Raw genomic sequence first — 19258 nt, forward strand, 5'->3', positions numbered from 1 at the left:
GGGGTGCCGGTGTCTCCCGATAGGCTGAATGCATGACGCGAGCCGAGCACCCCACGGCCCCTCAGCCGGCCCCCGACGACGCCCTGGTCGCGGACTCCCGCGAGCGTGCCGTCCGCGCCCTGCTGCGACGTCCGCAGCTGAAGCGGTTGTGGAGCGCACAACTCGTGGGCGGTGTGGGCGACACCCTCACTCTTTTCGTACTGGTCCTCCTCGCTCTCCAGGCGGCTGTCGCCGCGGGCTCGTTCGGGGGCGGCTACCGGGGCGTGGCGTTCGCAGTGGCGACCGTTTTCGGGGTGCGCATCCTCGCGACGCTCCTGTTCGGCGCCGTGCTCCTCGGCCCGCTCACGGCGCTCACCTCAAAGGACGGTCCGCTCGACCGCCGCTGGACCATGGTCGGCGCGGACGGACTGCGCGCGGCGCTGCTCATCGTCGCGCCGCTGTGGATCGACTGGACGCCCGACGACGCGCTGGCCGTCCTCCTCGTCACGGCCTTCGTGGCCGGGGTCGCCGAGCGGTTCTGGACGGTGTGCCGCGAGAGCGCGGCCCCCGCGCTGCTGCCCGCCCCACCACCGGAAGGCGCGACGGTCCGGCCGCTGCCCGACCACATGGACGCCCTGCGCCGCCTGTCGCTGCGCACCGGCTTCGTCGCGATCCCGCTCGCCGCCGCCGTGCTCCTCATCGCGTCCCTGTTCAACAACCTGCTGGGCGCCGGCATCGACTGGTTCGGCCAGCACCAGGCGGCCCTCGCCTCCTACGTCGCGGCCGGGCTGTTCGCCGCGTCCCTGTCCGTACTGACCTTCCTGGAGCTGCCCGACACGCGCACCCCCCGCGCGCGCTCGCCCCTCGAGGGGCTGCGCCGCCCGAGGACCACCACCGGGGCCGACAAGGGCCGCACCGGCGCGATGCCGCTGCTGGTGCTGGCCTGTGCGGCCGTCGCCACCGCCGTGTCGGCCGCCGTCGCCGTGGCCGTGCTGCACGCCAAGGACCTGGGCGGCGGCCCGGTGCTGTACGGGCTGTTCGTGGGTGCGCTGACCGGCGGCGTCGTCGTCGGCGTCCGCAGGGCGCCCGCCCTGCTGCCCGCCTTCTCGCGCCGCCGGCTGCTCGCGCTGGTCATCGCCTTCACCGGGGTCGCGCTGCTGGCCGCCGGGCTGGTCCCGGACGTCACCACCGTGCTGCTGATCCTCGCGCTGGCCGGCGTCGGCGCGGGCACGGCCGCCAACATCGGGCACACGCTGCTCGACCAGGAGACCGAGGAGTACCGGCGGTCCCGTACGACGGAGCACCTGCACGCGGTCGTGCGGGTCTGCGTGGCGCTCGCCGCGGTGGCCGCCCCGCTGATCGCGGCGGGGATCGGGCCGCACCGGCTGGAGAGCGGCAAGTTCGTCTTCGCGCACGGCGGCGCGGCCTTCACGCTGATGCTGGCCGGCGCGCTGCTGCTGCCGGTGGCCGCCCTGGTGCTGGCCAAGGTCGACGACCGTTCCGGTGTCCCGCTGCGGCAGGACCTGCGCGACGCGCTGCTCGGCGGCGACGACCCCGAGCAGGCGCCCGCGGCGTCCGGCTTCTTCATCGCCCTGGAGGGTGGCGACGGGGCCGGGAAGTCCACGCAGGCCGAGGCGCTCGCCGAGTGGATCCGCGGCAAGGGCCACGAGGTCGTGCTGACGCGCGAGCCGGGGGCGACCCCGGTGGGCAAGCGGCTGCGGTCGATCCTGCTGGACGTGTCGAGCGAGGGCCTGTCGCACCGCTCGGAGGCGCTGCTGTACGCGGCCGACCGGGCCGAGCACATCGACACCGTCGTACGGCCCGCCCTGGAGCGCGGCGCGGTCGTCATCTCCGACCGGTACATCGACTCGTCCGTCGCCTACCAGGGGGCGGGCCGGGACCTGTCGCCGACCGAGATCGCCCGGATCAACCGCTGGGCCACGAACGGACTCGTGCCGCATCTGACCGTCCTGCTGGACGTCGCGCCGGAGACCGCGCGCGAACGGTTCACCGAGGCGCCGGACCGGCTGGAGTCGGAGCCCGCCGAGTTCCACGCGCGGGTGCGGGCCGGTTTCCTCACCCTGGCCGCGGCCGACGCCGGGCGGTATCTGGTGGTCGACGCGGGCCAGGAGCCCGAGGCCGTCACGACCGTCATCCGGCACCGGCTCGACCAGGTGCTGCCGCTGTCCGAGGCCGAGATCAAGGCCCAGGAGGAGGCACGGAGGAAGGCCGAGGAGGAGGCCCGCCGCAAGGCCGAGGAAGAGGCCGCCCGCAAGGCCGAGGAGGAGCGCCTGGAGCGCGAGCGCCAGGAGCAGCTGGCCAAGCTGCGCGCCGAGGAGGAGGAGCGCAAGCGGCGCGAGCTGGAGGAGGCGCAGCGCCGCGAGGCCGAACGGCAGGCGGAGGAGGCCCGGCGGCGCGCCGAGGAGGCCCGCAGGAAGGCCGAGGAGGAGCGGGCGCGGCTGCTCGCGGAGGAGAAGGCACGCGCGGAGGAGGAGGCCCGGCGCAAGGCCGAGGAGGAGCGGCGCCGCAAGCAGGCCGAGGAGGAGACCCGGCTGCGTGCCGAGGCCGAGGCGCTCCGCCTGGAGAAGCAGCGCAAGGCCGAGGAGGCCCTGATGCGGGCCGAGGAGGCGCGGCGTCTGGCGGAGGCGGCGGCCGCGGCGGCGGAGGCCGGACCGAAGAACTTGGCCCCGAAGGGCGCCTCCGGTCCGGCGCCCGGACAGGACGCGGTGACCGTCCCGACACCCGTGGTCAACCTGGAGAAGGCCCCGGACCGGTCCCCGTCCTGGTCCGACGCCGAACGGACCGCCGAGCTGCCGAAGCCGCCGGTGCCGCCGGGGCCGGGGGAAGAGACCGAGGTGCTGCCTTCGGTCCCTGCCCGGGCGGGCGACGAGACCGAGGTGCTGTCCGCGACCCGTCCCGAAGACGACGACAGGACCGAGATGCTGCCCGCCGTTCCTCCCGGCGCGGCGGACGACACGGCCGTGCTGCCTCCCGTCCGTCCGGGGGACGCCGACGAGACGGCCGTCCTGCCGCGGGTGCCCGGAGACGAACCGTCGGACCGGGTCCCGCCCGGGTACTTCCGCAAGGACGACGCCCCGGCCGCCCGGCCCGACGGCACCGAGGACCGTACGCGTGAGCTGCCCCAGCTGGACGCCGAGGGCCGGCCGCGCCGGCGGTCCGACTGGGCCGAGGAGACACCGCTCGACGATCTGCCCTCGCTGGCGGACGAGCTGCTGGGACCGCACGAGGACGAGCCGGACGAGGGACGGGGCCGCCGGGGGAGGGGCCGGGGCCGCTGAGGCCCCTGCCCGTTGTCGGTGGTCGCGCTGTCGGTGGTCCCCGTTGTCGGTGGTCCGCGTTGTCAGTGGCCGCCCGCACAATGGACATCGCAGCGGCAGTACGGTCCGGCGAACGCGGACATGACGGAAGGGCGGCGTGACCCATGACCGTGTGGGACGACCTCGTCGGGCAGGAGCGGGTGAGCGAGCAGCTGGACGCCGCCGCCCGGGACGCCGACGCCCTGGTCACCGCGGCCGCCGCCGGCGCCCCACCGCCCGAGGCGTCGAAGATGACGCACGCGTGGCTGTTCACGGGCCCGCCCGGGGCCGGACGCAACCAGGCGGCGCGGGCGTTCGCGGCGGCACTGCAGTGCGTCAGCCCCGACCGGGCGCTCGGCGGAGCCCCGGGCTGCGGCTTCTGCGACGGATGCCACACGGCGCTGGTCGGCACGCACGCCGACGTCACGACCGTCGCCGCGGTCGGCACACAGATCCTCGCCGACGACATGCGCGACACGGTCCGCAAGTCGTTCACGTCGCCGGCGAACGGCCGCTGGCAGGTCATCCTCGTCGAGGACGCCGAGCGGCTGAACGAGAAGTCGGCCAACGCCGTCCTGAAAGCCGTGGAGGAACCCGCCCCGCGCACGGTCTGGCTGCTGTGCGCGCCCTCCATCGAGGACGTCCTGCCGACCATCCGCTCCCGCTGCCGCCACCTGAACCTGAGCACGCCCTCGGTCGACGCCGTCGCCGACATGCTGGTGCGCCGTGAGGGCATCGAGCCGGACGTCGCCGTCGCGGCGGCCCGCGCGACCCAGGGCCACGTCGACCGGGCGCGCCGGCTGGCCGTCGACCCGGCCGCGCGCGAGCGCCGTGCCGCAGTGCTGCGGCTGCCGCTGCGCGTCGAGGACGTCGGCGGCGCGCTCAAGGCCGCGCAGGAGCTCGTCGACGCGGCCGCCGAGGACGCCAAGCAGCTCGCGGAGGCGACCGACGCCAAGGAGACCGAGGAGCTGAAGGCCGCCCTCGGCGCGGCCCAGGGCGGCCGGATGCCACGCGGCACGGCAGGCGTGATCAAGGACCTGGAGGACAAGCAGAAGCGCCGCAGAACGCGCACCCAGCGCGACAGCCTCGACCTCGCCCTGACCGACCTCACGGCCTTCTACCGCGACGTGCTCGCCCTCCAGCTCGGTTCACGCGTGGCCATCGCCAACGCGGACGCCGAGGACGCTCTGGAGCGTCTCGCCCGGGGCAGCTCGCCGGAGTCCACGCTCCGCCGCATCGAGGCCATCAGCGCGTGCCGCGACGCCCTCGACCGCAACGTGGCACCGCTGCTTGCGGTGGAGGCCATGACGATGGCACTCAGAGCCGGCTGAGGTGACCTGGCGGCCCGGCCACGCCCGGACCGCAGGCGCACTCGGGTTGACCTCGTCACCCGTACGAGGCACGACACGCACGCACGGCATCCATCCCGTCGCTCAGGGTTACGCTCGCTGGATGGACACAAGGCGCACCTTCCGCACCGCCTCCGATCCCGGCCCTGCCGCCTCCATCCGCGCCCACCGCGGGATCCACCGTGGCGCGAGGACCGCGTTCGGTCTCCTCGCCACGGCCGCGCTGCTGGTCTCCGCGTGCTCCGCCGGGAGCTCGTCGACCTCTGCCAACGCGGCGGAGGCGGCGGCCCTGGGCGCGTTGCCGCGGTCCACACCGGCGGCGCTCACCCGGTACTACGACCAGAAGCCGGCCTGGCGCGGCTGCGGCGTCCCCGGTTACCAGTGCGCCACCCTCAGGGCGCCCATCGACTACGCCAAGCCGACCGAGGGCGACATCCGGCTCGCCCTCACCCGGAAGAAGGCCACCGGCCCGGGCAAGCGGCTGGGCTCGCTGCTCGTGAACCCCGGCGGGCCGGGCGGCTCGGCGATCAGCTACATGCAGTCGTACGCCGGCATCGGCTACCCGGCCGAGGTCCGCGCCCGCTACGACATGGTGGCGGTCGATCCGCGTGGCGTGGCCCGCAGCGAGCCCGTCAAGTGCCTGAGCGGGCCGGACATGGACAGGTACACGCAGACGGACCTCACGCCCGATGACCGCAGAGAGACGAACGGGCTGGTCAAGGCGTACCGGACGTTCGCCGAGGGCTGCGGCGCGGACTCGCCCGGGCTGCTGCGCCATGTGTCCACGGTGGAGACCGCCCGGGACATGGACATCGTGCGGGCGGTGCTCGGCGACGAGAAGCTGAACTACGTCGGCGCCTCCTACGGCACCTTCCTCGGGGCGACCTACGCCGGGCTGTTCCCGGGCCGGGCGGGCCGGCTGGTCCTGGACGGCGCGATGGACCCGTCGCTGCCCGCGCGGCGGCTGAACCTCGAACAGACCGCCGGGTTCGACACGGCGTTCCGGTCCTTCGCGAAGGACTGCGTGCGACGGGCCGGCTGCCCCCTGGGCGGGGCGGGCACCACGCCCGAGCGGGCCGGCCGGAACCTCAAGGCGTACTTCGAGAAGCTCGACGCGCGTCCGGCGCCCACGGGCGACTCCCACGGCCGCCGCCTCACCGAGTCCCTCGCCACCACCGGCGTGATCGCGGCCATGTACGACGAGGGCGCCTGGCAGCACCTGCGCGAGGCACTGACGTCCGCGATGAGGGAGAACGACGGCGCCGGGCTCCTCGCCCTCTCGGACAGCTACTACGAGCGGGACGCCGACGGCGGCTACAGCAACCTGATGTTCGCCAACGCCGCGGTCAACTGCCTGGACCTGCCGCCCGCCTTCGCCACCCCGGGCGAGGTGCGCAAGGCCCTCCCCGCGTTCGAGAAGGCGTCCCCGGTATTCGGCGAGGGCCTGGCCTGGGCCTCCCTGAACTGCGCGTACTGGCCGGTGCACGCCACGGGCAAGCCGCAGCGCATCGAGGCGAAGGGAGCGGCGCCCATCGTCGTGGTCGGCACCACCCGCGACCCCGCGACGCCGTACCGCTGGGCGCGGGCCATGGCCGGCCAGCTCTCCTCGGCCCGCCTCCTCACCTACGACGGCGACGGCCACACGGCCTACGGCCGCGGCAGCGCCTGCATCGACCGCACGATCAACGCCTACCTCCTCCGCGGCACCCCGCCCCGGGACGGAAAGCGCTGCTCATAACCCTGAACCCAGCCCCGGAGGGCCGGCCTCCGGGGCTGGTGCGGAGCACCACCGGAAACTGTGTAGACTTACCGTCGTTGCTGATCGCACCATGGTGCGGACAGCGCGCCGCCTTAGCTCAGATGGCCAGAGCAACGCACTCGTAATGCGTAGGTCTCGGGTTCGAATCCCGAAGGCGGCTCCATCCGAAGCCCAGCTCAGATGCATCTGAGCTGGGCTTCTTGGTGCCCGGGTTCCCGGTCGCTCAGTGGGCGGCCTCCCGCTCCACCGGCAGCCACAGTTCGGCGTCCGCCCGCGTTCCGTCCGCCGACAGGTCGGTCCGCAGGATCTCCGGGCCGGGGCGGCTGCGGTACGGGTTCGACGGGAACCACTCGGTGAACACGTCCCGCCACAGCTCCTGGACGGCCTGCGGTGCGGGGCCGGAGGTGGTGAAGACGGCCCAGGTGCCGGGTGGGACGGGCAGGGCGGTGGAGCCCACGGGGGCGTTCGGGAGGCCGTCGGAGGGGACGGGCCCGGCGGTGATGACCGCCTGGTAGTAGTCGAGCTCGGTGCCCTCGGCCCGGCTCGGGTCCAGGTCGTCGCAGACCGAGACGAGGCCGTGCGGCTCCTGGCCGGACATCGCCTTCAGACGTTCCAGGGCCTGTGGGTCGATGCCCCGGACGAAGTCGATGATCGCCTGGTTCGGCCCCGAGTGCACCAAGGGGACCCGGGTCTTGAAACCGGTGACGGTGAACGCCGGCCGGTCCACCACGCGGTAGTGCATGCTGCTGCTCCCTTCGACGGTGAGGCGGAAGGTCAGCCGGGCCTGCGAGACGAGCGCCGCGCCGGAGCGCCGGGCCTCGCCGGGACCGACACCGTGCATCGCGCGGAACGCCCGTGCGAACGCCTCGCCCGAGCCGTAGCCGTAGCGCATGGCGATCTCCAGCAGCGTGGCGTCGCTCGCCAGTACCTCCGCACCCGCGACGGTCAGCCGCCGGCGGCGGATGTACTCCGACAGGGGCAGGCCTGCCAGCGCCGAGAACATCCGGCGCAGGTGGTACTCCGAGGTGCACGCCGTACGAGCCAGGTCCGCCGCGTCGAGGGGCTGGTCGAGGTGGCGTTCGATGTGCGCCATCGCCTCGTTGAGTCGGTCCAGCACGCCCGGACTCCCTTCCTTTCGATGCCCTCACGCTAGGCAGCGCGCGCACTCCGGCACCCGACATCCTGTGCCCGGTCCGGTCGGGTGCGGCCTCCCCCGGACGGCGTAGCCGAGACGTCGTCCCGGGGAGGCGTATGTGAGGGGTCCTCACCGTGAACGGATAGCATCGCCCGTCAATCCTTCAGATGCCGACCGGGAGAGGTGAGGACATGGGGGCGCCCAGGATCGCCGTCGCCGTGGTGACCATGGGCAACCGGCCCGAGGAGGTCGACGCCCTGCTGCGGTCGGTGGCCAAGCAGGACGTGCCGCCCGAGCGGATCGTGATCGTCGGCAACGGCTGTCCGCTGCCCGAGTTCGCCCGGCGTCTGTCCCTGCCCGGTGAGGTCACTCCGGTCGAGCTCGACGAGAACCTGGGATGCCCCGGTGGGCGCAACGCGGCCCTCGCGCGGTTGCGGGAGTTCGGCGACATCGACGTCGTCGTCGACCTGGACGACGACGGGCTGCTCGTCGACGCCGACGTGCTGCGCCGGGTGCGGGAGCTGTACGCCGCCGACGAGCGGCTCGGCATCGTCGGGTTCCGTATCGCCGACGAACTCGGGGAGACGCAGCAGCGGCACGTGCCCCGGCTCGGCAAGTCGGACCCGCTGCGCGGTGGGTACGTCACCGGGTTCCTCGGGGGCGGGCACGCGCTGCGGATGGCGATGCTCGACGAAGTCGGAGACTGGCCCGCCGAGTTCTTCTTCGCGCACGAGGAGACCGATCTCGCGTGGCGCGCGGCCGACGCGGGCTGGCGGATCCTCTACGCGCCCGAGTTGCTGCTCCAGCACCCCAAGACCTCGCCCGCCCGGCACGCCATCTACTACCGCGTGAACGCCCGCAACCGGGTGTGGCTGGCCCGCCGCCGGCTGCCGGTCGCGCTGATGCCGGTGCATCTGGGCGTGTGGGTGCTGCTCACCCTCCTGCGGAACCGGTCGGGTGCCGGGCTGCGCGCGTGGTTCGGCGGATTCGTGGAGGGCGTACGGGAGCCGGCGGGGGAGCGGCGGCCCATGAGCTGGCGCACGGTGTGGCGGCTCACGCGGCTGGGGCGGCCACCTGTCATCTGATGTCCCGGACGACGTCCCCGAGAGGCTGCGGGGGCCCGGTCACTTCGCGTCGGCATAGCACTCCACCACGGCCGTCGTGAAAGGGAACCGCACCGGCGTCTCCCCGAAGGTCAGTCGTCCGGCCAGGGCCGCCGCCTCGTGGATCGCCGTCACGACCGCCGCCGTCTCCTCCTCGGGGCAGTGCACGATCACCTCGTCGTGCTGGAAGAAGACCAGCTCGGCCGCAAGGTCCGCGCAGGTCCTGCGCAGCGCGGCGAGCAGCAGCAGCGCCCAGTCGGCGGCGCTGCCCTGGACGACGAAGTTGCGGGCGAATCGGCCGCGGGCGCGGGCGTTGGTGGAGGCGTAGCCGGGGACCCACTGCGTGGTGTCGTCGTCGGAGAGGGGGATGCCCGCCTCTTCCGGGGTCTCGTCCGTGCCCCGGGCCGCCGGCGGGCAGGTGCGGCCGAGCCAGGTCCGCACCAGCCGGCCCTCCTCGCCGGCGCGCGCCGCCTCGTCGACGTACGCCACCGCCCGGGGGAAGCGGCGTCTGAGCGCGGCGAGGTTCTTCAGGCCGTCGCCCGAGGTCTGGCCGTAGACCGCGCCGAGCACGGCGAGTTTGGCCTGGGCGCGGTCGCCGGAGAAGGCGCGGTCGGAGACGGCCTGGTACAGGTCGGTCTCCCGGCCGGCCACCTCCATCAGGCCGGGGTCGCGGGAGATGGCGGCGAGCACGCGCGGTTCCATCTGGTCGGCGTCGGCGACGACGAGCCGCCAGCCGGGGTCGGCGACCACGGCTCGCCGGATCACCTTGGGGATCTGGAGCCCGCCCCCGCCGTTGGTCACCCAGCGTCCGGTCACCGTCCCGCCCGCGAGGAACTCGGGTCTGAACCGCCCTTCGCGCACCCAGTCCTGGAGCCAGGACCAGCCGTGGGCGACCCAGACCCGGTACAGCTTCTTGTATTCGAGGAGCGGTTTCACCGCCGGGTGGTCGAGTGACTCGATCTCCCACCTGCGGGTCGAGGAGACCTTGATGCCGGCCTGCGCGAAGGCCTTGACCACGTCGGCGGGCAGGTCGGGGCGGACCCGGCGGCCGAAGGCGGTGGACACCTCGTCGGCGAGTTCGGCCAGGCGGCGCGGCTCACCGCCGCCCGCGTACCGTTCGCCCAGCAGGTCGTGCAGCACCGCGCGGTGCACGTCGGCACGCCAGGGCAGCCCGGCCCGGTTCATCTCGGCGGCCACCAGCATGCCCGCCGACTCCGCGGCCGTCAGCAGGCGCATCCGGCCGGGGTGTTCGGCCCGCTCGTGCCGCCGCTGCTGTTCGGCGTAGACGGCGAGGAGGTCCGGCAGGGGCAGTTGGACGCCCCGCGGTTCGAACAGCGAGGACTGCGAGCCCGGTTCGGCGGACCGCTGGGGCGGATCGGGCGGGACCGGGCCGCCCCGCAGCCGGGCCAGGGCGGCCGCTGCCGAGCGTGGCTGCCCGTACCGCCCCTCGTGGCCGAGCAGGAGCGTCTCGGCGGCCTCGATGTCGTAGCACCGCTCTGCCCGCACCCCCGTGGCGAGCAGGCGCGGGTAGACCTCGGCGGTGGAGCGCCACACCCACCGCGTGACGCCGGGACGGCTGCGCACGGCCTCGGCCGGGTCCGCCTCCCGCCGCACCGGCCCGGCGGGCAGCCCGTCCGGACCGAGGGGGGCGACGTCCACGCCACCGTCCTCGGCCGGAGCGAGCGCCCACCGGTCGGCCATGCCGCGAGTCTGCCAGTGGGGTCTGACATCGGCCCCTGCCGCCGCAGACGGGTGTCACTGACGGGTGTCCCTGACGGGTGTCAGGACTCGTCCGGCACGTCCTTCTGTGCCTGCGTGATCTTCTCCAGCGCCTGGGCGACGTACCGCTCGGTCCGCTCCTTGCGGATGCCGAGGCCGCTGAGCACGCCCTCGCCGTTCTCGTGCTCCAGCAGGGCGAGCAGGATGTGCTCGGTGCCGATGTAGTTGTGGCCGAGGCGCAGGGCCTCGCGGAAGGTGAGCTCCAGGACCTTCTTGGCGGCCTGGCCGTACGGCACGAGCTCCGGGGCCTCCCGGGCGGCGGGCGGGAGCGCCGCCGTCGCCGCCTCGCGCACCGCGTCGAGGGTGACGCCCTGCTCGGTGATCGCCTTCGCGGCGAGACCCTCGGGTTCGGCCAGCAGACCGAGAACGAGGTGTTCGGGCAGGCCCTCGGCGTTGTGCGCGGCCTTGGCGGCGCTGTGCGCGGCCATCACCGTGTTGCGGGCGCGGGGCGTGTAGCGGCTGAAGCCCTGGCTCGGGTCGAGGTCGGCCGACTCCTTGGGTACGAAGCGCTTCTGCGCCGCCTGCCGGGTGACCCCCATGCTCTTGCCGATGTCCGTCCAGGAGGCGCCGGAGCGCCGGGCCTGGTCCACGAAGTGGCCGATCAGGTGGTCGGCCACCTCGCCGAGGTGATCGGCGGCGATCACCGCGTCCTGGAGCTGCTCGAGGGGTTCCTGGTGGACCTTCTTGATCGCCGCGATCAGGTCGTCGAGGCGCACGGATGACGTGATTCCTGGGTTCGTCGTCATGGTGTCAACCGTAGGTTGCGCCCTCAGTAACTGTCAACCATCGGTTGACAAGGGGCGGCGTGGCACGATCGGCCCGTGAGTACGTCCAGCACCGTCGACCGCGCCTTCGAGGTGGCCCTCTACGAGACCGGCGAGACAGCCCTCGACACCGGCGCGTCCCTCCTCGCCTCCGACCCGGCGGCGGACGCCGAACTCGCCAGGCGAGGACAGGAGTTCGTCGCGGCGGCCTGGCGGCGCGGCTGGCAGCCGGCCGACGTCGTCCGGATCGTGCGACGCGAGTTGGACGACGTCCACGTACGCCTCGCGGCGGAGCTGATCCGCGCACAGCGGGCGCACGACGGCCCACGCGGCCCGCGCTGGAGCGCGCAGCTCGCCGGACTCCCCGCCGACGCCCCGCCCCGCACCGACCGCTTCTCGCACGCCACCGCCGTGCTTGAGCTGTACCGCCTGCTGCTCCGCCTGCCCGCGCTCGAGGCCCTCGACGCCCTCGACGAGCCGTCCCGGGGGCCGAAGTCCGAGTCCCGGATGCTCACCCGTATCCGCGCCCTGCTCGCCAAGGCGGAGGCGACCGGGTTTCCGGAGGAGGCGGAGGCGCTGACCGCCAAGGCGCAGGAGCTGATGGCCCGGCACAGTGTCGACGAAGCGCTGCTCGCGGCGGGCGCGCCGTCGCCCGGGACACCCGGTGCCTGCCGGATCGGTGTCGAGCCACCGTACGAACAGGCCAAGGCGGTGCTGCTGGACGCCGTCGCCACCGTCAACCACTGCCGGGCGGTGTGGAACGAGCCGCTGGGCTTCTCGACCGTCGTCGGCTTCGAGACCGACCTAGAGGCGGTCGAACTCCTCTACACCTCACTCCTGGTGCAGGCCACGACCGCCATGACGAAGGCGGAGGCGGCGCAGCGGGCGGGCGGCCGCAAACGCACCAAGACGTTCCGGCAGTCCTTCCTCGCCGCCTACGCCCACCGCATCGGCAGCCGCCTCGCCGCGGCCGCCGGGACGCAGGTGACCGACGACCTGCTGCCGGTCCTCGCCTCCCGCGAGGTGGCCGTCGCGGGGCGGCTGGACCGGATGTTCCCGGAGACCACCACGACCCGGCTGCGCGGAGTACGCGACGCGGCGGGCTGGACGGAGGGCGCGCAGGCGGCGGACCGGGCCCAGGTGGAGCACCGGCCGCCGCTGGGCTGATCTCCCGTCAGTCGCCCGAGGACTCGAAGCCGCTCACCGAGGCCTCCACCGCGCCGCCCCCGCCCTTCCGGGCGACATCGCCGTACGACCACGTCAGGTCGTGCGTGTCCTCGGGGGCGCCGGGCAGGGCGAACGACGCCTTCCGCACGGCGAGGCTCTTCGCGGAGCCGGCCTCGCCCCGTACGTAGGTGATCGTGAAGGACGTGGTGGCGCCCTTCCCGAGCGTGAGCGGCTGGGCCTTCGCGCCCGGCTCCGGGGACACGGACGTCGTGCCGTCCCCGGCCACGAGGTTGACGGCGGGGAAGCCCTCCAGGGTGCACGGCGTGCCCTGGTTGGTGAGGGTGACGGTGACGTTGCCGGTGTCCCCGGCGGCGGGGGCGGCACCGGCACCGACCTGCACGCCCAGGTCGCCGATCGCGCAGGCCGAACCGGCCTTCCGGTCCGTCTTCTTGGCGTCGCCGTCCGTGGTGCCGCCGTCGTCGCAGGCGGTCAGCAGGAGCGCCGCGGCGAGGGTGCTTGCCAGGGCGAGGGGAGCAAGGGTGCGCATGGGGACCTCTGGTGCGTGATGGCGAAGAGCGTTCCGACGTCTGGATCATCCCGGATCCGACGTCTGGATCATCCCGGATCCGACGTCTGGATCATCCCGGATACGAGGACCCGTTCGCACCCGGGCAGGCCGGAGCCGCCCGTCCCCTCGCGGCACGGGTCCCGGGCATGCCGTTCGGATCACGCCGCAGAGGCTGGGTCCGGCGCGCACATCTGCCGTTGTCGTCCGTCGCCTCGCGGCCGCACGCACCGGGCCCCGCTCACCGGCATGGGCAAGCGCCGCCGACCGCGTACGCCATGATCCGGACGATGTGGACCTAGGGGGTGTTTCGAAAGAGCCGCACAGCACCCACGGCGCCCGGCACGCACTCTCGCCGCACCGGCCGCAAGCCCGAGTACGTCCAGTACGAGGGCTTGCGTCCGGCACGCCGAGAGCACGCACCGGACACCGCGGGCACCGCACAGGACTTTCGAGACACCCCCTAGCCGAGGCCCCCGGTGGGCAGCCCGGTCGGCAGCTTCCCGCCCTCGGCCCGCGTGAACGTCTCGGCGCCGAGGCCGCCCTCCCAGGTGACCTTCAGGCTGCTCTCGTTCACGGAGTCGACCATGCCGGTCGTCCGGTCCTTGCTGCCGTCCGTGCACTTCAGGCGGATCATCCGCATCCCGGACTCCTGACCCGCGGTGCCGGTGCACACGCTGCCACCGGTGGCGAAGAGCGCGGCCTGCTTGCCGGTGACCACCAGGGCCACGGCCTTGCCGCCGGTCGTGGCGAGCCAGCTGCCCACGAGCCCGCCGGAGGCCGACTCCCCGGAGCCGGAACCCGAGCCGGGTTTCGAGCCACCCCCGGTTCCGGCGGACGCCGCCGGGGACGAGGCCGGGGCGGACGCCGAGTCGTCCGCGGAGCCGCCGTCACCGTCACCGCTGCACGCGGTCAGCGCGAGCGCGCCCACCAGGCCCGCTGCCGCCGCCGCGACCCGCAGCCGCCGACACGCTCCCGGGCGACGCGAGAAGATCACCGAAGTCACTTGGCCCCCAAGCTGTAGTCGGCCGGCCGGCCCGGGCCGGGCCCGCCGGCCCGTGCCGGAACGACCGCAGCAAGCTATCAGGGCCGGTCAAGAGGCCCAGGGCCTCCTCGTTCGGGGGGCAGGGCACCCGGAGACGGACTCCGGCTGCTCAGCCCCCGGGGCCTCTCACCAGGACGACTTCCGCACCCCCGGCAGATACCCCGCGTGCGCCTGCCCCCGCAGACTCACCCGGGACAGCCCGAACGCCCGGAAGTAACCCCGGGGCCGCCCGTCCGTCTGGTCCCGGTTGCGCACCCGCGTGGCGCTCGCGTCGCGGGGCTGCCTGCGCAGTTCGGCCTGCGCGGCCAGCCGCTCGGCGTCGGTGGACGACGGCCTCCGGATGATCTCCTTCAGTTCGGCCCGCCGGGCGGCGTACCGGGCGACGATCTCCTGCCGCTTGTCGTTCTTCGCGATCTTGCTCTTCTTCGCCATCAGACCTTCGCTCCCCGGGCCCGGATCCTGGCGACGGCCGCCTCGACCCCGATCGTGTCGACGGTCCTGATCGCCCTGGCGCTCAGCCTGAGCCGTACGTACCGGCCCTCGCTCGGCAGCCAGTAGCGCTTGGTCTGGATGTTGGGGTCGAAGCGGCGGCTGGTGCGCCGGTGGGAGTGCGAGATGCGGTTGCCGAAGCCCGGCTGGGTCCCGGTCAGCATGCAGTGCGCGGACATGGTGGTGACGTACCTCTCTGCCTAAGCAATGGAAATGGGATTCATTTTCAGTATCATAGCGGCATGGCACGCAACGAACTCCGGCCGGTCATCAAGCTCCGGTCCACGGCCGGGACCGGCTTCACCTACGTGACCCGCAAGAACCGCCGCAACGACCCGGACCGACTGACCCTGCGCAAGTTCGACCCGGTCGTCGGCCGCCACGTCGACTTCCGAGAGGAGCGCTGATCATGCGCGAGGGAATCCACCCGGAGTACGGCCCCGTCGTCTTCCGCGACCGTGCCGCGGACTACGCCTTCCTCACCCGCTCGACGATGACGAGCGAGAAGACGGTCGAGTGGGAGGACGGCAACACCTACCCCGTCGTCGACGTCGAGATCTCCGACGTCAGCCACCCCTTCTACACCGGCACGGCCCGGGTCCTGGACACCGCGGGCCGCGTGGAGCGCTTCGAGCGCCGGTACGGAAAGAAGGGCTGATTCCGTGGCTGTCCCTCCTGGGCTCCCCGTCGTGATCGTCGGCGGGCTGCACGCCGACGCCCGCAGGGCGGCCGTGGCGCGGCTGCTCGCCGACGTGCCCGGCAGTGTCGTCCTCCATCACGACCTGGCCACGGCCGCGGCCGGCACGGTCGTACGGACCGTCCGGGACGCCGGCGGCGTCCTGGACGCGGCGGAGGTGCCACTCGTCAACGACTGTGCCTGCTGCGCCCTGCGCGAGGACCTGGTGCCGGAGCTGGAGCGGCTCGCCGATGCCGGGAGCACGCCCCTGGCCGTCGTCGAGCTGTGGGACTCCGTCGAGCCCAAGGCCATGGCCGAGGTCGTCACGGCCGGCGGGCTCACCGTCACCGGCGTGATCACCGCCGTCGACCCGGCCCTGGTCCTGCCGTACCTCGGCAACGGCGACGACCTGGCCGACGGCGGTCTGGCCGCCGCCGCCACCGACCAGCGCACGGTCGCCGACACCTTCGCCCGCCAGCTGGAGTACGCCCCCGTCCTCGCGATCGCCGAGTCCCCGGAGGCCGACGACGAGGACCGGGCGCTGCTCGCCCAGCTCCATCCGACGGCCCGCCAGGTCCTGATCGGCCGAGAAGACGCGGCGGACCCGGCCGGCGACGGTCTGACGGCGCCGCCCCCGCGCCGGCGCCCGCTCCCGCCCCTGGCCCGGGCCGCCCTGGCCGGCTTCGACGTGGAGGCGGCCGCGGCCGCCCAGCACCCGGCCTGCGCGCTGCTGCCCGCCGAGGCCGACGCGCACGGCGTCTCCACCCTGGTGTGGCATCAGCGCCGCCCCTTCCACCCCGAGCGGCTCTACACCGCCCTGGAGGACCTGACCTGCGCGGCCGCCCGCAGCCGGGGCCGGTTCTGGCTCGCCGACAAGCCCGACACGCTCTTCCACTGGGACGCGGCGGGCGGTGCCCTGTGCGTGGAGAGCGCGGGGCCCTGGCTGGCCTCCCTGCCGGACGCGGCCTGGGAGATGGTCCCGCCGGTGCGCCGCGCCGCCGCCGCGCTGGACTGGCATCCCGAGCACGGCGACCGCTGCCAGCACCTGGTCTTCACCTCGCCCGGCCTCGACCGGGACGGCCTGGCGCACCTGCTCCAGTCCTGCCTGCTCACCGACGCCGAGTACGCCGCCGGGCGGGACGCCTGGCAGCGGCTGCCGCACGCCTTCGACGCCCTCCTGGAGGTCTGACCGAGATGCCCCGCAAGATCGACCGCAAGCCCGTGAGGAACCGGCCCAACCCGCTGGACCAGGCCGGGATCACCTACATCGACTACAAGGACACCGACCTGCTGCGGAAGTTCATCTCCGACCGCGGCAAGATCCGCAGCCGCCGCGTCACCCGGGTGTCGGCCCAGCAGCAGCGGCAGCTGGCCCGGGCGATCAAGAACGCACGGGAGATGGCGCTCCTGCCCTACTCCAGCCGTTGAACCGGCCCATCCCGGGTGAGGTTCCCCACGCTTGACGCGAGGGGAACCTCATGCGCGTGGCACGACCGGCCGACGGGCCTGCCGACCTGCCGCTTGGCACGGTTGACCGCCCGTCAGGGGGCGGGACGGCCGACCGGCCCTCCGGCGATGGTGCGACGCGGGCACCGCACTCGTGGACGACCTCGCCATCCCCCGTATGCACCATTTCCCCCTGTCACCGGCCACCGCCCCGCCCCTCGCCCCCGGCCTTCCGCATCGGCGCGGGTGGGGCCCGCCGGCCGTCCTCCCCCACACCTCCCCAGCTCCCGCTTTCTCCGGCACCGGCGCCCAGCCGCGCGGCCGTGCCGGATGCTCCGCCTCCGGCGGATCCGCGCCGGTACCGGCGCCTTCGCTCTCGGTCCCGGGGAACGCGGGACGGTGCAGGGCCGTCAAACAGGCAAGAGCTTTCGGTGAAGCGGTCGTCGCGGCTGTAACCGCGGGACCACCGCGCGTGCACGTGCATCTGCCCATGCATCTGCACATGAACAGGGCTATGATCCGGGTCAGTTGACCACTGCATCAATGGCCACATCAGCCACTGCACCACCGGGGAGCGACCTGTGGACCACGACGCGTACAACGGGATGGCCGCCACCACGCTGCACGGTGTGGCCTGGCAGAAGAGCCGGCACAGCAACTCGCAGGGCTCGTGCGTGGAGTTCGCCCGGCTGCCGGGCGGCGATGTGGCCGTCCGCAACTCGCGCTTCCCCGACGGCCCCGCGCTGGTCTACACCCGTGCGGAGATCGAGGCCATGCTGCTGGGGGTGAAGGACGGCGAGTTCGACCACCTCGTGGTCGGCTGACAGCCGCACGGGTTCGGCGGACGGCTCCCCGGGCAAGCCAGGGGGCAATCACGGCGATTCAGGATTTGGCGCGCCGTAACGCGCGTAGAACCGCGGCACGAGGAAGCGCCGCGGTCACTCATTCCGGGTGCGGACCCGAACCGGGCCGGGGCAGCCGGAACAGCGCCCAGACCACCTTGCCGCTCAGCGCGCCGGCGAGCGGGTGCCAGCCCCAGCTGTCGCTGAAGGAGTCGACGAGGAACAGCCCGCGGCCCGACTCGCACGAGAAGTCGTCGGTCTCCCGGGCGACGGGACTGTCGTGACTGGGGTCGCGCACCGCGCACACGAGCCGCTCCGTCCAGCGCATCAGATGCAGCCGCACGGGAGGCTCATGACCGTTGGCGCACGCCCCGCCGCCCGGCAGGCCGTGCCGCAGGGCGTTGGTGACGAGCTCCGAGACCACGAGGCAGACGTCGTCGAAACGGTCGCCCATGTCCCACTGGTCCAGCGTCCCGCGGGTGAACCTCCGGGCCTCGCGCACCGCTTCGTAACGGGCGGGCAGGGCACAGGAGGCGGCGTCGGACACGGCCGAGGGGTCCAGCGGCGGAAGGCCCTGCCGTAACGGCTCGAGCATGGTCGATCCATTCGTCCCCATGCGAGGCACTCCCGGGAATTCGCGGTCGGTGCGATGCGGCGGTGGTGCGAGACCATGGTTTCGGATGCGCACAGCAGATGCAAGGGCAGATGCACGTGCACGTGACCGGAATGAGATGCCCCGTACCACTTGTTGGCCATTTTTTCCCACGGCCCGGTGCCCAACTCCGGCCGTTCGCGCGCCTCTTCCTTACGATCACGCGCGTGCGCCCGTCGTCTCGATTCCGTTTCTGTAACCGCACGAGTACTGCTCGGAGTGTTTTAGTGGCAGACTTCGGCCCCTGAGACGTTGGGGAGGCTGGCGAACGTGAGCGCGGGAGAGCCGGGATCGGTGGTGCGGCGCATGCTGCTCGGATCGCAACTCAGGCGACTGCGTGAGGCTCGGGGCATCACGCGCGAGGCGGCGGGCTACTCGATCCGCGCCTCCGAGTCGAAGATCAGCCGCATGGAGCTGGGCCGGGTGAGCTTCAAGACCAGGGACGTCGAGGACCTGCTGACGCTGTACGGCATCACGGACGAGCAGGAGCGCAACTCCCTGCTCTCCCTGGCGAAGGAGGCCAACGTCGCCGGCTGGTGGCACAGTTACTCCGACGTGCTGCCCAGCTGGTTCCCGACCTACGTGGGCCTGGAGGGCGCCGCCTCGCTGATCCGCGCGTACGAGGTGCAGTTCGTGCACGGCCTGCTCCAGACCGAGGCGTACGCCCACGCGGTGGTCCGGCGGGGCATGCAGGGTGCGAGCGAGGCCGACGTGGAGCGGCGGGTGGCACTGCGTCTGGAGCGGCAGAAGCACCTGGTCGCCGAGAGCGCGCCGGACTTCCACATCATCCTGGACGAGGCCGCCCTGCGCCGCCCCTACGGCGACCGCGGCGTGATGCGCGGCCAGCTCCAGCACCTCATCGACATCTCCGAGCGGCCCAACGTGCGGCTCCAGATCGTGCCGTTCAGCCTCGGCGGCCACTCCGGCGAGAGCGGCGCGTTCACGATCCTCAGCTTCCCGGAGTCCGACCTGTCGGACGTCGTCTACCTGGAGCAGCTCACCAGCGCGCTGTACCTGGACAAGCCCGAGGACGTCGCCCAGTACGAGAGGGCGCTCAAGGAACTCCAGAGCGACAGCCCCGGCCCCTCTGAGAGCCGGGACCTTCTCCGGGGACTCCTCCAACTCTCCTGAAACATCAGTACGATGACGTGAGATCAGATCGTGATGGTGCGATCAGAGGTCTTCCAGGGA

At 73.2% G+C, this 19258-nt stretch carries 19 protein-coding genes and 1 tRNA gene; 12 read left to right on the forward strand and 8 right to left on the reverse strand.

Features of this window, described 5'->3' with window-relative positions:
* Positions 1-32: 32 nt before the first annotated feature.
* The 4 genes from tmk to IE212_RS14825 all read left to right on the forward strand — a co-directional run bounded on the left by tmk (position 33) and on the right by IE212_RS14825 (position 6567).
* Complete coding sequence (tmk, locus tag IE212_RS14810; RefSeq protein ID WP_190198272.1) at positions 33-3278, forward strand: dTMP kinase; 3246 nt, start codon at positions 33-35, stop codon at positions 3276-3278.
* Positions 3279-3421: 143 nt separating this feature from the next.
* Positions 3422-4627, forward strand: a complete 1206-nt coding sequence (locus IE212_RS14815) for a DNA polymerase III subunit delta' (RefSeq protein WP_190198273.1) — start codon at positions 3422-3424, stop codon at positions 4625-4627.
* A 121-nt stretch (positions 4628-4748) separates the two neighbouring features.
* A complete protein-coding gene (locus IE212_RS14820) occupies positions 4749-6383 on the forward strand; it encodes an alpha/beta hydrolase (protein ID WP_190198274.1) in 1635 nt (544 codons plus the stop codon).
* A 107-nt stretch (positions 6384-6490) separates the two neighbouring features.
* Positions 6491-6567 (forward strand) — tRNA-Thr (locus tag IE212_RS14825).
* A gap of 60 nt (positions 6568-6627) precedes the next feature.
* Here IE212_RS14825 and IE212_RS14830 read toward each other — a convergent pair.
* The gene (locus IE212_RS14830; RefSeq protein WP_190198275.1) at positions 6628-7521 is read right to left on the reverse strand and encodes an AraC family transcriptional regulator; all 894 of its coding nucleotides are present in this window, start codon (positions 7519-7521) and stop codon (positions 6628-6630) included.
* A gap of 209 nt (positions 7522-7730) precedes the next feature.
* On the opposite strand from IE212_RS14830, the gene IE212_RS14835 reads away from it, so the two are divergent.
* Positions 7731-8624 (forward strand): glycosyltransferase family 2 protein, encoded by an 894-nt coding sequence (locus tag IE212_RS14835; protein WP_190198276.1) that lies wholly within the window; start codon positions 7731-7733, stop codon positions 8622-8624.
* Between the two features lie 39 nt (positions 8625-8663).
* Here IE212_RS14835 and IE212_RS14840 read toward each other — a convergent pair whose 3' ends face one another.
* A complete protein-coding gene (locus IE212_RS14840) occupies positions 8664-10343 on the reverse strand; it encodes a bifunctional 3'-5' exonuclease/DNA polymerase (RefSeq protein WP_190198277.1) in 1680 nt (559 codons plus the stop codon).
* An 80-nt stretch (positions 10344-10423) separates the two neighbouring features.
* Positions 10424-11167 (reverse strand): Clp protease N-terminal domain-containing protein, encoded by a 744-nt coding sequence (locus tag IE212_RS14845; RefSeq protein ID WP_190198278.1) that lies wholly within the window; start codon positions 11165-11167, stop codon positions 10424-10426.
* Positions 11168-11242: 75 nt separating this feature from the next.
* Here IE212_RS14845 and IE212_RS14850 point away from each other — a divergent pair, with 75 nt between their 5' ends.
* Positions 11243-12352, forward strand: a complete 1110-nt coding sequence (locus IE212_RS14850; protein ID WP_190198279.1) for a DUF2786 domain-containing protein — start codon at positions 11243-11245, stop codon at positions 12350-12352.
* A 7-nt stretch (positions 12353-12359) separates the two neighbouring features.
* Here the strand turns inward: IE212_RS14850 and IE212_RS14855 are convergent, their stop codons facing one another.
* From IE212_RS14855 to rpmB, 4 genes are all read right to left on the reverse strand, one after another.
* Positions 12360-12899 (reverse strand): DUF4232 domain-containing protein, encoded by a 540-nt coding sequence (locus tag IE212_RS14855; protein WP_190198280.1) that lies wholly within the window; start codon positions 12897-12899, stop codon positions 12360-12362.
* A 481-nt stretch (positions 12900-13380) separates the two neighbouring features.
* Entirely contained in the window at positions 13381-13923 is a 543-nt protein-coding gene (locus IE212_RS14860) for a hypothetical protein (protein ID WP_229864311.1), read from the reverse strand.
* Positions 13924-14088: 165 nt separating this feature from the next.
* Positions 14089-14394: a 30S ribosomal protein S14 gene (gene rpsN, locus IE212_RS14865; RefSeq protein WP_190198281.1), complete on the reverse strand. Its 306-nt coding sequence runs from the start codon at positions 14392-14394 to the stop codon at positions 14089-14091.
* Entirely contained in the window at positions 14394-14630 is a 237-nt protein-coding gene (gene rpmB / locus IE212_RS14870) for a 50S ribosomal protein L28 (RefSeq protein ID WP_190198282.1), read from the reverse strand. Before rpmB ends, rpsN begins: the two co-directional genes overlap by 1 nt.
* A 63-nt stretch (positions 14631-14693) precedes the next feature.
* Here rpmB and rpmG point away from each other — a divergent pair, with 63 nt between their 5' ends.
* The 5 genes from rpmG (at position 14694) to IE212_RS14895 (ending at position 17397) form a co-directional block, all read left to right on the forward strand.
* Positions 14694-14858 (forward strand): 50S ribosomal protein L33, encoded by a 165-nt coding sequence (gene rpmG / locus IE212_RS14875; RefSeq protein WP_030235952.1) that lies wholly within the window; start codon positions 14694-14696, stop codon positions 14856-14858.
* A gap of 2 nt (positions 14859-14860) precedes the next feature.
* Entirely contained in the window at positions 14861-15109 is a 249-nt protein-coding gene (locus IE212_RS14880; RefSeq protein ID WP_190198283.1) for a type B 50S ribosomal protein L31, read from the forward strand.
* A gap of 4 nt (positions 15110-15113) precedes the next feature.
* The gene (locus tag IE212_RS14885) at positions 15114-16316 is read left to right on the forward strand and encodes a CobW family GTP-binding protein (RefSeq protein WP_190198284.1); all 1203 of its coding nucleotides are present in this window, start codon (positions 15114-15116) and stop codon (positions 16314-16316) included.
* A gap of 5 nt (positions 16317-16321) precedes the next feature.
* On the forward strand, positions 16322-16555 hold the full coding sequence (gene rpsR, locus IE212_RS14890; RefSeq protein WP_190198285.1) for a 30S ribosomal protein S18: 234 nt from the start codon (positions 16322-16324) through the stop codon (positions 16553-16555).
* 623 nt (positions 16556-17178) lie between these two features.
* Complete coding sequence (locus tag IE212_RS14895; protein ID WP_190198342.1) at positions 17179-17397, forward strand: DUF397 domain-containing protein; 219 nt, start codon at positions 17179-17181, stop codon at positions 17395-17397.
* 118 nt (positions 17398-17515) lie between these two features.
* On the opposite strand, the gene IE212_RS14900 is transcribed toward IE212_RS14895, so the two are convergent.
* Positions 17516-18010 (reverse strand): ATP-binding protein, encoded by a 495-nt coding sequence (locus tag IE212_RS14900; protein WP_229864313.1) that lies wholly within the window; start codon positions 18008-18010, stop codon positions 17516-17518.
* A 351-nt stretch (positions 18011-18361) separates the two neighbouring features.
* Between IE212_RS14900 and IE212_RS14905 the strand changes: the two genes are divergently transcribed.
* Positions 18362-19198, forward strand: a complete 837-nt coding sequence (locus IE212_RS14905) for a Sco1979 family transcriptional regulator (protein WP_506005130.1) — start codon at positions 18362-18364, stop codon at positions 19196-19198.
* Positions 19199-19258: the final 60 nt, after the last annotated feature.

The organism is Streptomyces djakartensis, from assembly GCF_014651075.1.
Lineage (GTDB): Bacteria > Actinomycetota > Actinomycetes > Streptomycetales > Streptomycetaceae > Streptomyces > Streptomyces djakartensis.

Excerpts from the sequence above, each read along its gene's own strand:
- tmk (WP_190198272.1), top strand. The coding sequence starts at position 33 with ATGACGCGAGCCGAGCACCCCACGGCCCCTCAGCCGGCCCCCGACGAC.
- IE212_RS14815 (WP_190198273.1), top strand. The coding sequence starts at position 3,422 with ATGACCGTGTGGGACGACCTCGTCGGGCAGGAGCGGGTGAGCGAGCAG.
- IE212_RS14820 (WP_190198274.1), top strand. The coding sequence starts at position 4,749 with ATGGACACAAGGCGCACCTTCCGCACCGCCTCCGATCCCGGCCCTGCC.
- IE212_RS14835 (WP_190198276.1), top strand. The coding sequence starts at position 7,731 with ATGGGGGCGCCCAGGATCGCCGTCGCCGTGGTGACCATGGGCAACCGG.
- IE212_RS14840 (WP_190198277.1), bottom strand. The coding sequence starts at position 10,343 with ATGGCCGACCGGTGGGCGCTCGCTCCGGCCGAGGACGGTGGCGTGGAC.
- IE212_RS14845 (WP_190198278.1), bottom strand. The coding sequence starts at position 11,167 with ATGACGACGAACCCAGGAATCACGTCATCCGTGCGCCTCGACGACCTG.
- IE212_RS14855 (WP_190198280.1), bottom strand. The coding sequence starts at position 12,899 with ATGCGCACCCTTGCTCCCCTCGCCCTGGCAAGCACCCTCGCCGCGGCG.
- rpsN (WP_190198281.1), bottom strand. The coding sequence starts at position 14,394 with ATGGCGAAGAAGAGCAAGATCGCGAAGAACGACAAGCGGCAGGAGATC.
- rpmB (WP_190198282.1), bottom strand. The coding sequence starts at position 14,630 with ATGTCCGCGCACTGCATGCTGACCGGGACCCAGCCGGGCTTCGGCAAC.
- rpmG (WP_030235952.1), top strand. The coding sequence starts at position 14,694 with ATGGCACGCAACGAACTCCGGCCGGTCATCAAGCTCCGGTCCACGGCC.
- IE212_RS14880 (WP_190198283.1), top strand. The coding sequence starts at position 14,861 with ATGCGCGAGGGAATCCACCCGGAGTACGGCCCCGTCGTCTTCCGCGAC.
- rpsR (WP_190198285.1), top strand. The coding sequence starts at position 16,322 with ATGCCCCGCAAGATCGACCGCAAGCCCGTGAGGAACCGGCCCAACCCG.
- IE212_RS14895 (WP_190198342.1), top strand. The coding sequence starts at position 17,179 with ATGGCCGCCACCACGCTGCACGGTGTGGCCTGGCAGAAGAGCCGGCAC.
- IE212_RS14900 (WP_229864313.1), bottom strand. The coding sequence starts at position 18,010 with ATGCTCGAGCCGTTACGGCAGGGCCTTCCGCCGCTGGACCCCTCGGCC.